This window comes from Candidatus Paracaedibacter acanthamoebae (genome assembly GCF_000742835.1).
GTDB classification, from domain to species: Bacteria; Pseudomonadota; Alphaproteobacteria; order Paracaedibacterales; family Paracaedibacteraceae; genus Paracaedibacter; species Paracaedibacter acanthamoebae.
In genome coordinates, this window is the sequence record NZ_CP008941.1 from 1,876,873 (window position 1) to 1,890,089 (window position 13,217).

The following is a 13,217-nucleotide window of genomic DNA, read 5'->3' on the forward strand; positions in this document are numbered from 1 at the left end:
ATTCACCTTACCCCATACCAATCATTTTAGGTTGTTCCTGGAGAGCTTGAGAGTATCCATAAGGCTGTGACATCCCATAAGGTTGCGACTGAATAGGAGCGGTCTGAGGTGCGTAATAACCTTGAGGCGCAGGGTGTGAATAAACTGGTTGCGATGGCGGCAGCCCTTGGGGAGAATGGATACGAGCATACGATTGCGTCCCAACAACAGAGGGTGGATAAGACTGCCCAAAAGAGGCTTGCGGCCCATATGACAATGGTTGCTGTGGTGCCATACCTTGTTGTTGGCCCCGTTGCCCTGCTTGCATAAAGGCTTGCTGAGACGGCGTAGACTGATGGATCACCTCTGCAGATTGATAGGGGACATGAGGTTGAGAATGATGGGGGGGAAACTGCCTCATGCTGGGAAGAGATTGGTGGGGTGTCATTGCCCCCGGATGCGCTGTTGAGGGTGGGGAGGGTGGTGTTGTCCCAAAAGGTGACGGCCTAAAAACACGATTAAAAGCTCGACCGCCAGAACCTACAATTGCTTGGCTTTGTTGAGAAAATTTGTTCTGCATTTGTAGGGCAAAAGGCTGTAAAGATGGTGGAACTTTTTGAACAGCCTTATTAAGAAGACCACCGCCTAATTTACTTTCAATACTGGCCACTTTTTGATTGACAAAGCTTGAGGCAATTCCCCCTGCTGCCTTTAGAAATGGGTTTGGTTTACCCTCAGTTCCAGCGGGATTCTGGTTTTGGCTTGCTTGCTGCCAAGTGGTTGGATGATTAGATGACTCTTCCTTAATATTTGAGACGGCCGCAAGAAATCCAACCCCAAAAAAGACACCACTTAAAAGCAACAATATCAAAAATAATCCAAATAACGACATTTTACTCATAATGATCGCTAACTCCTCTAACCACCGCCAAATCCCTGTGTGACGACGTTTCTTAGTCGTCTCCCCTGGGCGCTTCTCACTATATAAATTAGGTCGGTTTGACCGCGTTTTTTTCTTTTTTTCAATTTGCTTTGCTTTTAATTTTTTAAGATGCAAAGATTTTTTTAGAACTTTTTTACGACCCTTTGAGGTTTGGAGTGCCATGATCTGATCCGCAATGACAGGACGATCAGCATTTGCCACTCCCACCCGCAAGGGACTAGGGCTATGCATTCGTTTTTGCTCTGAGATAATATCCTGTTCAACAAGAAACTTTGGCAATGGCGAGGAACTTACCCCTGTCTTAACAAACGTCAAAGAAGGACTGCTTTCTTTCAACCGTTCCAACGCCTTGATCATTGTCATCAATTCATCAAGGGTTTCTTGCTGCTTGGTAGAATTCGCTGCCACCCTGATCTCACTCTCAATTAATCTTAAATTCATTATGGCATTATCCACAAAAAATATAACAATTTTTTATAAAATTTTTGCATTTTTCCCTGCTTTTAACCGTTTTTTTACCCCTGGCTGATAGAATCAAATTAGAAATCCTGATATTAGGCCATAAAATGATCCGTTTATTGCTCTGTTTATTCATTTTTACATCCAGTGCGAATGCTCTTTTTGGAATAGGGGGGAGCAAAGCCAACACGTCTCAGAAGCAAGCGCAACAACAATCCTCAACCCAAAAGCCGACGACGAGCGTTTTCAATAAACTTAAGAAGGCTGTGACGCCAACAAAAAAAACAACAGTACTTCAACAAAGTACAGCAAAACCAAAGACAGGCTTTTTAAGTTCACTTAAAAAAGCAGTGACGCCAGCTAAAAAACCGGCCTCCCCTACAACCGCAGCAAAGGCCCCATCAAGTACGGAAAAACCGAAGACAGGTCTTTTAAGCTCCCTTAAAAAAGCAGTAACACCTGCCAAAAAACCCACCTCACCCATCACAACGGCCAGCTCATCACCACCCAAAACAGGTATTTTTAGCAAACTAAAGAATGTTGTTACCTCTAAGAAGACGACAACCCCTTCCCCAACAGAAGACGGAGAGGGATCAGTGGAAGGAACCACGTCACCACCCAAAACAGGTATCTTTAGCAAATTAAAGAATGCTGTTACCTCTAAGAAGACGACTACTCCTTCCCCAACAGAAGACAGAGAGGGATCAGTGGAAGGAACCACGTCACCACCCAAAACAGGTATCTTTAGCAAATTAAAGAATGCTGTTACCTCTAAGAAGACGACTACTCCTTCCCCAACAGAAGACGGAGAGGGCTTGGAAGGGGACGGACGAGAGCAAGATGGAATATCACCCTCTAAACAAGGTTTATTGAGCAAAATTAAAGGAGCTGTCTCATCTGGCCAACATACTGATGGCACACCAAAATCAGGATTATTGACACGCTTGGCAAAAAATAGCATGAATTTGGTTACCTCTACTCAATGTACCGCGGCAAGATGTACAGACCCTAAGTTCATGACACCCGAAAATGCAATGTCGTGCCTCTCCACTGTTGGTAGAGCCCGTACAAATATCAATTGTTCTAAGGCATTTTATAATAAATTTTGTCAAGACTCTGAGCTGGGTGATTACGAAGAAAGTTGTCAAATTGCAAGTGAAGCGATTCAGCAGGGGGCAAGCGGATTGGGTCAAGCAACCAATGTGGTCAGTAAGATCAATACCTTAGTTAATTGTACGGCTGCTTATTGCAGTACCCCTAATTTAAAGAGAAATGATCTCTATAAATGCATTGGTACGCCTAAACTTATTCAGTTAAATCAAGCATGCGCTAATACTTATTACAGCATGCATTGTCAAAACTCAGGGGATGAGTCTGCCCCCCGTGCTGCAGAATTTTGTAATGTTATTGCTGAACAACAAGGTGGGTCGGACCTTGAGGCTACAACGCCGCATGATGGTTTAAATAGCGAAATTAGCTCGGAAGGAGATGTTAGTGAAACAGACTCAGAAGGATCACAGGATACGCCCGACTTAGAATTCCAGGAAACAGAGGAAGCTCGACAAGAAACATCGCAGTCTAAGCATAGAAACAAGGGAAAAAACAACGATGAAATAAGTTTACCCAAAGTTACTAACATGCCCTCCAATGGCAATGAAACAGAAGGAGAAGAAGCAATTCAACCAACCGTTTCAGAGTTTGAAAATACAGGAAGCGGAAGAAATTCAAAGCAGCCAACCGCAGCGGCAACAGAGAACGTTGACGATTCCTCGGAAGCATCTCTACCTTCAGCTGACATCAATTCAGACACACCGACAGCAGAAGAGGGAACTACCGCGCAATCTCCAACACCTCCTTCTGAAACCGCTGATGAGTCTGCCGATGGATCTGCACCCTCCCCTGACATCAATTCAGACACACCGACAGCAGAAGATGGAGCAACCGAGCAATCTCCAACACCTCCTTCTGAAACCGCTGATGAGTCTGCCGATGCCTCCACACCCTCCCCTGACGCCAATTCAGACACTCCACCAGCAGAAGATGGAGCAACCGAGCAATCTCCAACACCTCCTTCTGAAACCGCTGATGAGTCTGCCGATGCCTCTGCATCGCCCACTGACGCCAGTACAGACACACCAACAGCAGAAGAGGGAACTACCGCGCAATCTCCAACACCTCCTTCTGAAACCGCTGATGAGTCTGCCGATGCCTCCACACCCTCCCCTGACGCCAATTTAGACACTCCACCAGCAGAAGATGGAGCAACCGAGCAATCTCCAACACCTCCTTCTGAAACCGCTGATGAGTCTGCCGATGCCTCTGCACCCTCCCCTGACGCCAATTCAGACACACCACCATCAGAAGACGGAGCAACAAAGACAATTGCTCCTGCCCAATCGACAAAAGTAGAGGCAGCTAAGAAAACTGAAAATACATCACTGTCTTCCGATAAGGCTGCGCCTTCCACTCAACCAAAAAAAAGAAGCAGCGGGGGTAATTGCCAAGGCGTCATTACCTATCGAGTGCTTTCTGATAGGAATAACCACCCCTCTTCTCTCAGAACAGGCAGAATTACGGCCACCTCAATGGCTGATGATGACGATGAGGAGGATGATGACACTTACTATTAGAATTATTCCTTCATGAATCCAACCTTTTAGAGCTTGTGATTAGAGGGGACGAAAGATACAATTTAATTAAATTACTCTAATAGTTTATCACTTGATGACCACTAAAACTTTATCGTATGAACAGGTAGCCCTACCAAAATTTTCAATTAAACCAGAAGATTTGACCGCCACACCTAATCCGGTTACTTATTTTGATTTAACGTCCCATGCCCGAGCAGGCACCGCAATTAGTACAGGCCTTAAAATGCGCCGCTATGGGGCCAATGTGTTTGTTATTGGGGGAGATCGTAGTGCTCGCATGCTGGCCACGATGCAATACCTTGAAGATTATATAAAAAGCATTCCACCGTGTGGTGACTGGGTCTACCTAAATAACTTTGAAACGAATTATCGTCCTATTCCCTTTCAATTGCCTCGAGGACAATCTATAAAGCTAAAAAGATCTTTAAATGAGTTCATTGAAGCAACCATTGATTTGTTCAACACCACGCTAACGAGTGGGGTATTTATTAATGAAGTGAATGCTTTAACATCTGAATTAGATCACCAAATTCAAGAGCAGATAGAAGAGGTTCAAAAAATTGCAATCTCTAAGGGTTTAAAAGTTGAAACCACAAATGATGAATTCACCATTACCACCCTCGAAGAAAATGAAGGGACTAACTCTACGAAAGAAAAATTCACGCCCGAGGACCTGCAATCTATTCGGGAGCAACTCGCCCAAATCTCATCTCTTGCCCATTTCCAAGGTCGAGAATTAACGCAAAAAATACAAACACTCAAGACAGCGGAAGCTGAAAAAATTCTCAAACCGCTTTTGGCACCCTTCCGTAAAGCATATGATAAATATTTAGGCAAATGGATTGATACTTTAAAAGATGACATTCTGAATCATATTGATCACTTCATCATTGATGAATCCGACCCAACGACTATTGAAGAGATTCGGGATCGCTATGCCGTGAATGTTTTGGTTAACAATAAGGAATCAATGCATGCCCCTTTAATTTTAGATCCAGCCCCAACCTATGAAAGTATTTTTGGTTGCATCAAATATAAGACGGGTCCTTCAGGGTATACAACCGATTTTACCATGATTCGTCCTGGCAATTTACATCGCGCGAATGGAGGCATCTTGGTCTTACGGGCCGAGGCCATTGCCCAAGATCCTGGTTTGTGGATTGCGCTTAAAACAGCCTTGCGCGATCGGCAAATTCGTATCGAAGAATTTCACCGCGAAAATGCTCTTCCGATACTTGATGCGCCTGATCCTAAACCGGTCCCACTTGATATTCAGATATTCTTAGTGGGAGCACCCATATGGTTCTACAACTTCTTTTACTTGGATCCTGAATTTAAAACTTATTTTAAAGTTAAGGCTGATATTGAACCCGACCTTCCTGCAAATGCTCACAATATTAGCGTTTGTACACGCTTATTCCGGCAAATTTCCCTAAAAACTTCTGGCAAAGATCTTGAACAAGGCGCCATTCAATGCTTGCTTGGCTATAGTTCACGCTGGATTAATAACCGAGAATGGTTATCTTCAAAATTTGAGCTGATGACGGATATTATTAATGAGGCCAATGAACTCGCTATTGAAGAGGGATCCCCCCTAACAAAAGCCAGCCATATTAAAGAGTCCATCATCCATCGCCGCCTGAGAACCTGTGGGGTAGAAGATCGCACTCACCGAGAAATCGAACGAGATGTTGTCTTAATTGAAACACATGGTAAAAAATTAGGGATTGTCAACGGACTTTCTGTTTTATCCACCGGCGATCATTATTATGGTATTCCAAATCGAATTTCTGCCAGGACATTTGCAGGTGACAAAGGAATTATTAATATTGAACGCTTAATTGAGATGTCAGGTCCTATTCAACAAAAAGGGGCCATGATCCTGGATGGATTCCTGAATGGAAAATTCTCACAAAAACATCCAGTTTCTTTCTCTTGCTCCTTAACCTTTGAGCAAAGCTATGAAGAAATTGAAGGCGATAGTGCCTCGGTGGCAGAATTGATTGCGATCCTCTCCTCTCTCTCTAAAGTTCGGGTCCGTCAAGATATGGCCGTAACAGGCTCTATTAATCAGTTTGGAGAAATTCAAGCCGTTGGTGGGCTCAACCATAAAATTGAAGGATTCTTTCGTGTCTGTAAATTCAGAGGCTTTACGAGCACCCAGGGGGTGATTATTCCGGCCTCCAATACTGAACATATTATCTTACGCGATGAAATTAGCGACGCCATTCGGGGTGGCAAATTTCATATTTGGGCAGTGTCAACAATTGATGAGGCCATTGGATTATTGATGAGTGCGGATGCGGGTAAGCCTGATAAAAATGGTAAATATACAAAAGAATCTGTTTATGGCTTAGTTCAAGATCAGCTGACTGTATTTTCTAAATCCTTGGAAAAACGTTAATATCAATTCTAAAATTTAATAATAAGAGGTGGATTGATTGCCTCCCAAATATCATATTTTTGCATAACTCTCTCAAAGAGGGTGGTCGAACTTATCGCCTCTAACCATCCTTTAAGATGAGGGTAGTCCTGACCATTAAACCAACCTGCATCAATCATGGACAATTGCCGAATAAAGGGGAAAATTGCCATATCCAGAAATGTTAAAGGTCCACTCCCCTCTCTTGTCTGGAGATAATTTTCTAACCTTAAAAGAAAGTGTGCGCACTCTTCCCGATAATTAACACCACTCTCTTCTTCATAACGGCCCGGATACTTATAGCGATCGAGAGATCGCTTAAAGGTTGTATCATTCTCTTGAATTAACGCTTCAGCCTCTGGCGTTATGTCCTTAAGATTTAAAGCCCATCGCATAATATCCAAACTTTGTTCTAAAACTCGACCATCCGAAAGGAGCAAAACCGGCACCGTTCCCTTGGGAGAAATAGATAACATATCTGCCGGCTTATTCTTTAATTTTATTTCCCGATGTTCATGAGGTATCTGAGCTGTATATAAAGCAAGACGTGCCCGCATCGCATAGGGGCACCGCCGAAATGAATATAAAATTGGCAAGTTTGTTGAGGACACAGTAATGACTTTCTGACGAAACTTCTTTGCCCAGTAATGACAAAATATTTTAAATATCACAAGTATTTCCAGCATCAATTCAGTTGCTTACTTATTCATTAGAACTAATTTCCTTGCACCGTGGGCAAAAATTGATTAGTAATGAAGTATGTGCGCCCATAGCTCAGCTGGATAGAGCAACGGCCTTCTAAGCCGCAGGTCGGGGGTTCGAATCCTCCTGGGCGCGCCATCTTTACGTAACTCATTGATTTTACGTAGAAGTTATTGCATTATAGTACTATAAAAATTTATTTTTTGTGAGGATCCATGGCTCGCGTTACCGTTGAAGACTGCGTTGAAGTAATTCCCAATCGATTTGACCTTGTGATGATTGCGGCTCGCCGTGCCCGCGAGTTATCTGCTGGGGCATCTATGACCATTGATCGTAAAAACGATCGCAATCCGGTCGTTGCTCTGCGTGAAATTGCAGGTCGAACTATTTCTGTAGACACCCTGAAAGACAGCCTTATTCGCTCTTTGCAACGCGTTTCATTTGCAGACGCCAGTGATGAAGAACTAGAAAGCGAATTTTTGGATGCCTTCTCCACTTCTCTTTCTGCTTTAGAAGATGATGAGGATGTTCCCACATCGCAGATGTTAGAGGCTGATGCCGAATCCCATCTTAATATCTCTGAAGAAGAGGATGGTACAGAGGCGTAAAACGCCTCTTTTTTACTTCTGATTAAGGAGAGATATGTTATTTTGTTCTCAGGGAGGACGAAAATGTATCAGATAACTTGTTTTATTGTTGCACTTTTTTACGGCTTTTGCGTTCAAGCAGATTCATCCAAAACACCTGCCTCTCTCGAAGAGATTAAATTATCTTTTTCGCCTATTGTAAAAAAAGTAGCACCCGCTGTTGTTAGCATTTATACTGTGCATGTTACTGAACGCCCCCTCCATCCTTTATTTGATGACGATTTCCTTAATAATTTTTTGGATTACTCCCAAGCCCCCCTCCGTCAAGAATTGTCAAAATCCATGGGCTCTGGCGTTATTATTAGCCCAGATGGAACTGTTATTACCTGTGCCCACGTTGTGCAGAACGCCAAAGCAATCGAAATCAGACTGTCGGATAACCGACAATTAAAAGGTAAAGTCACTATCATCGATCCGAAAAATGACCTCGCCGTTATAAAAATTCTTGATTTTGAAGGGGACATTCCCTTCGTGCCACTGGGGCAATCAAGCACCGTCGAAGACGGCGACTTAGTCCTTGCCTTTGGCAATCCTTTTGGGATTGGGCATACTGTTACCAGTGGTATTATTTCAGCAGTAACTCGAACAGTTGGGGATCGGGTGCTCATGCAAACTGACAGTGCCATTAATCCCGGTAATTCGGGGGGTGCTCTCGTTAATATGAAGGGGGAATTGATCGGCATTCCGAATGCAATTTTGTCCCGCACTGGCACCAATCTCGGGATTGGATTCGCCATTCCCATCGCCATTATCACTCCCTTATTATCTGCCAAAACGGAAGATGGTACTCTCAGCAGAGCCTGGGATGGGCTTAAAGTTGAAACGCTAGACCATGACAAAGCAGAATCTTTTGGATTAAAAAATCAAAAAGGCGTTCTTGTTTCCGCTATCCATCCAAGTAGTCCTGCAAAAACAGCGGGACTTCAAGTAAGCGATGTTATCATTAACATAAATGAGCATCCTATTGCTTCAGAAGAAGCTTACCGCCTAAAGCTTTTAGAAATAGAAATTGACAAGGAAATAAGGTACGCAATTAAAAGGAAGGGCGCGGATAAAACCATCACTTTTAAAGTAATTGCCCCACCGGATAATCCCAAGGCTGAGGAAACCGTCATCCAAGGACGAAATCCTTTATCCGGTATTAAAATTGCTAACCTTTCGCCTGCTTTGGCGCTTAAATATGGCTTTGATAGTCTACAAATCGGCGTCATCATCCTGGACGTCCCCGTGCGCAGCAGTCTGTTTGGAATACCTATTTTTCAATCAGGAGATATTATTGAAGAAGCCGATGGTAAAAAGGTAGAATCCGTCAAACAATTTACAACCTTACTCAAAGACAGTCTAAACAGATTAACCCTTCGGCAAGGCAATAAAAGAATCGATCTCCACCTGACAAATAGATAAAGAATACTTCAGGCGGGGCCCTTATAAAGACTTTGAAGAGCGGTCGGATTTATTCCTTTTATCTGGATACATTTGTTACGATGGGTGGCCCCCTGAATAATGGATAGTTGAGATTTAGCAATTTTTAGTTTTTTTGCTAAAAAAACCACCAAGGCTGTATTGGCTTTATTATCCTCAGCTGGTGCAGTCACACTTATTTTAAGCATTTGAGCCCCCCTGGCATCTTCATAGACACCTAAAATTGAGTTTTTCGCAGCCTTCGGCGTTAGACGAATGGATAAAAAAATCTCGTTATCTCGAACAGTATAAAACATACATCTTAATTTAGAAAAATTAACATTTATTTTACTATTATGGCTTATCTTTAAAATTACTTCAATTTGTTGTGTTGCGGGAGATGTGCATGAAAAATTCCTTATTAATAAGCTTATTATGTGTCACTAGTCTTACTCAGGTGGAAGGTGCCCCGCCAGTTGATTCAGGTTCCACGGCCATGGCTCCTGTTATTCGAGAACTTCCGACGAATTCACTTTATCAACGACAAGCTAAACAATTAGCTCCATCTTCCGGTAAGCAAAAGGTAACTAATCAACAGCGTTCAGCTCCGATGGTTGCCCAACATCGAGCTGCGCCTAAACAGCAAGCCAATCAATTAACTCAATCTTCCGATAAGCGAGAGAGGACCAATCAACAACGTTCAGCTCCGATGATTGCCCAACATCGAGTTGCGCCTAAACAGCAAGTCAATCAATTGGCTCAATCTCCAGATAAGCGAGAGGGGACCAATCAACAACGTTCTGCTCCGATGATTGCCCAACATCGAGTTGCGCCTAAACAGCAAGCCAATCAATTGGCTCAATCTCCAGATAAGCGAGAGGGGACCAATCAGCAACGTTCTGCTCCGATGATTGCCCAACATCGAGTTGCGCCTAAAACGGCGCTTCAAAAACAACCTCAAATGGGAATTTTTTTAACAGATGCGGAACTTGCTAAACAATACACCACTGTATTTGGACGGAAAGATTCTAAAAGTGTTGAAAAATTAACTGCTGGTATCTGGAATAACTATCTAACCACTCATAAAATGCCAGCTAATAATGACCCTCAACTTAAAACAATCTTGTTAGGCGCTTTCGAAAAGGAAGCACGAACCTTTTCACTGCTTAACATCCTTTCCAAAAAAGATCCAAAATTCCAAGAAGCTTATCAATTGAGTATGCTGACGATAAAAGTCCTAGACTTTTGCCTTCAAAATGATGGGACCAAATCATTTCCTCCTGAACAACGTCAAGCCATAGAACAACAGCAGAAGAGATATCAAGCCAATCCGGTTGCAGGAGATAGCTCAATTGGGCGTCTTATCCAGGTAAGCAGAGCCGCCAACATTTTGGAGGCCCCCTTGACTCCAACTGATGCGAGCTTACTCACTAAGCTTCAAGCAAAAGGTAAGTTGACCTCCGATGAAACAAAACGCCTGAAATCTATCGAAATTATGATTCAACAAGCCCCTACAAAATATAAGGGCACAGCAATAGGAAAGCTTTATGAGATCTGGAAAATGAATTATCCGCAAGGTCAAGGAATTGTAGCTAAAACCAGATCAGCCTTTTCTTCTGCAACAAATAAAGTCGGCGGGGCCCTTCAAAAAATCAACCCATTTAAGAAAAAGGCTAATACGGTGGCCTCCTCACAAGGATAAGTGCTTATAAAGATAAGACCGAAAAGTAATGTGCTATTGAAGGCGGCTCATTAAAGCCGTCTCTTGCGGCTTGAAGTCCTTCTAGGCTAAACTAAAAATAGATAATTTTCTATTGAAAGTCCTGTATGATCTTGGCCGCCCCCCCTTCAAAAATGACGTCCCCTTCCCTGCGCTCTACCCCTTGGGATGACCCACTTTTGCTTGAGGACCAACTCACGGATATGGAACGGATGATCCGCGATACAGCCCATGCGTATGCCCAAGAAAAACTCATGCCTCGCATTTTGATGGCTAATCGGAAGGAAGAATTTGATCCAGCCATTATGAAGGAATTGGGTGACCTTGGCCTGCTTGGGCTAACGCTAGAGGGGTATGGCTGCCATAATGCGGGCTATGTCAGTTATGGTTTGGTGGCGCGGGAAATTGAGCGCGTCGATTCTGCCTATCGGTCAGCCATGAGCGTTCAATCCTCCCTGGTCATGTATCCTATTTATGCTTATGGGTCTGAAGAACAACGCCAGAAGTATCTGCCCAAGCTTGCTAGCGGTGATCACATTGGTTGCTTTGGTTTAACGGAATCCGATTCAGGTTCCGACCCGTCGAGCCTGCGCAGCCGCGCTAAAAAAGTTGATGGGGGTTACACTTTACACGGCAGCAAGATGTGGATTACGAATTCTCCCCTCGCCCATATTATGGTGGTTTGGGTAAAATGTGAGGATGATAAAATCCGCGGCTTTATTCTTGAACGTGGCATGGGGGGATTATCAACGCCTAAAATCGACGGCAAAATGTCTCTCCGCGCTTCTGTTACCGGCGAAATTGTCATGGATAATGTATTTGTCCCGAGCGAAAATCTGCTCCCCCATGTCGAGGGGATCAAAGGGCCCTTTGGCTGTCTCAACAATGCCCGCTTTGGCATCGCCTGGGGGGCTTTAGGCGCCGCTGAATTTTGCTGGCATGCCGCTCGCCGCTATACAATGGAGCGCAAACAGTTTAATCGGCCACTTGCCGCCACTCAACTGATCCAGAAGAAACTCGCTGATATGCAAACAGAAATTACCTTAGCCCTCCAAAGCTGCCTGCGCGCCGGGCGACTTAAAAATGAGAGCTATGACATTCCAGAGGTTATTTCCATGATTAAACGCAACTCTTGCGGTAAAGCCTTGGATATTGCGCGCCTGGCTCGGGACATGCATGGGGGCAATGGCATTGTTGATGAATACGGTGTCATCCGTCACCTGATGAATCTGGAAACTGTCAATACCTATGAAGGAACCCATGATATCCATGCCTTAATTCTAGGACGTTACCAGACAGGCCTAGCTAGCTTTTAACATTTTAGCAATATAATTGGTGTTAAAGTGTAAATATAGAAATATAATTACACTGAAGTGCCATGAAATATTTCATTCTAGCCTTTTGCGCCATTTTAAGAGGGGGGGATGCCGCCGATCCAACCGAATGGGATAACAACCATTCTTTTATTTCCTCTCCTCTTTCTCACCCCCTCGATTTCTCACACCTCCCTTCTCAAAAACAAACCAGCACCCCGGATGTAACGTATGTCAATCTTGCTGCTTATGAGTTAGAAGACAAAGGGTGTGTTCCTCTTTTAACCCGCCTTATTCCCCACCATCATACCCTGGAACATCTTGATCTGAGTTTGAATAGATTAGGTAAAGAAGCTGCCCCTCATCTCACGACCCTAACTGATAGAGCTCTTAAGCTACGATATCTTGATTTGCGCCTTAATCAGTTCTCAGGTAACTCCTTGGTGCCTGTACTGAAGAATTTAGAACGGCACAACAAAATTAAATATTTGGACCTTAGCTTCAATTCCATTGACTCAACTGGTATTGATGCACTTTGCGACTTGACTCGCATTGCCACCTCTCTTCAACACCTTTCCCTTGATTTCATAGGGGTATCAAAGAATAAACGATTAGATCTTTTAAAATCTTTAGGTAAAAGCCCCTCCCTATCCCATGTCTCATTAGCTTACAATTTACTTGCAGGGAGCGGCAGAGAAATTGGCCAAATGATTAAGTCTGGTGAAACTCTAACAACACTCGGGTTAGCCCGCTGTGATTTAACGCTTGATGATTTCAAACACATTATTCAAGCAGTTAACACGCCCCTTCCCAAGTCTAGAAAATCTATCCTATCGACGATAGTCCAACCAAAAACTCGACGCATAACGCTTAAGCTAGAAAAAACTTGGGAAACTGAATTAATTGCTGCCCACTATGCACAGCATAAATTAGAAACGCCACAGATTACCTTATTGTTTCATTTGGGACCATCATGAGGT

The 13,217-nt window shown here is 43.6% G+C and carries 10 protein-coding genes and 1 tRNA gene; 8 read left to right on the top strand and 3 right to left on the bottom strand.

Annotated features, from left to right (window positions below; translation table 11 throughout):
* Nucleotides 1-7 precede the first annotated feature (7 nt).
* On the bottom strand, nt 8-1,363 hold the full coding sequence (locus tag ID47_RS08550; protein ID WP_038465606.1) for a hypothetical protein: 1,356 nt from the start codon (nt 1,361-1,363) through the stop codon (nt 8-10).
* Nucleotides 1,364-1,488: 125 nt separating this feature from the next.
* Between ID47_RS08550 and ID47_RS08555 the strand changes: the two genes are divergently transcribed.
* Nucleotides 1,489-4,011 (top strand): hypothetical protein, encoded by a 2,523-nt coding sequence (locus ID47_RS08555; RefSeq protein ID WP_156956715.1) that lies wholly within the window; start codon nt 1,489-1,491, stop codon nt 4,009-4,011.
* A 94-nt stretch (nt 4,012-4,105) separates the two neighbouring features.
* Nucleotides 4,106-6,436, top strand: coding sequence for an AAA family ATPase (locus ID47_RS08560; protein ID WP_084675998.1), 2,331 nt, complete (start codon nt 4,106-4,108; stop codon nt 6,434-6,436).
* A gap of 8 nt (nt 6,437-6,444) precedes the next feature.
* Here the strand turns inward: ID47_RS08560 and ID47_RS08565 are convergent, their stop codons facing one another.
* On the bottom strand, nt 6,445-7,140 hold the full coding sequence (locus tag ID47_RS08565; RefSeq protein WP_084675999.1) for a glutathione S-transferase N-terminal domain-containing protein: 696 nt from the start codon (nt 7,138-7,140) through the stop codon (nt 6,445-6,447).
* 77 nt (nt 7,141-7,217) lie between these two features.
* On the opposite strand from ID47_RS08565, the gene ID47_RS08570 reads away from it, so the two are divergent.
* From ID47_RS08570 to ID47_RS08580, 3 genes are all read left to right on the top strand, one after another.
* A tRNA-Arg gene (locus ID47_RS08570) sits at nt 7,218-7,294 on the top strand.
* Between the two features lie 77 nt (nt 7,295-7,371).
* A complete protein-coding gene (gene rpoZ, locus ID47_RS13765; RefSeq protein ID WP_038465610.1) occupies nt 7,372-7,764 on the top strand; it encodes a DNA-directed RNA polymerase subunit omega in 393 nt (130 codons plus the stop codon).
* Between the two features lie 63 nt (nt 7,765-7,827).
* A complete protein-coding gene (locus ID47_RS08580; protein WP_051908781.1) occupies nt 7,828-9,207 on the top strand; it encodes a trypsin-like peptidase domain-containing protein in 1,380 nt (459 codons plus the stop codon).
* Nucleotides 9,208-9,215: 8 nt separating this feature from the next.
* On the opposite strand, the gene ID47_RS08585 is transcribed toward ID47_RS08580, so the two are convergent.
* Nucleotides 9,216-9,521 (bottom strand): DUF167 domain-containing protein, encoded by a 306-nt coding sequence (locus tag ID47_RS08585; protein ID WP_038465612.1) that lies wholly within the window; start codon nt 9,519-9,521, stop codon nt 9,216-9,218.
* An 89-nt stretch (nt 9,522-9,610) separates the two neighbouring features.
* Between ID47_RS08585 and ID47_RS08590 the strand changes: the two genes are divergently transcribed.
* The 3 genes from ID47_RS08590 (at nt 9,611) to ID47_RS08600 (ending at nt 13,214) form a co-directional block, all read left to right on the top strand.
* A complete protein-coding gene (locus ID47_RS08590) occupies nt 9,611-10,906 on the top strand; it encodes a hypothetical protein (RefSeq protein WP_038465614.1) in 1,296 nt (431 codons plus the stop codon).
* Between the two features lie 152 nt (nt 10,907-11,058).
* A complete protein-coding gene (locus tag ID47_RS08595; RefSeq protein WP_038467511.1) occupies nt 11,059-12,240 on the top strand; it encodes an acyl-CoA dehydrogenase in 1,182 nt (393 codons plus the stop codon).
* Nucleotides 12,241-12,302: 62 nt separating this feature from the next.
* Nucleotides 12,303-13,214, top strand: coding sequence for a leucine-rich repeat domain-containing protein (locus ID47_RS08600; RefSeq protein ID WP_038465616.1), 912 nt, complete (start codon nt 12,303-12,305; stop codon nt 13,212-13,214).
* The last annotated feature ends 3 nt before the right edge of the window (nt 13,215-13,217 follow it).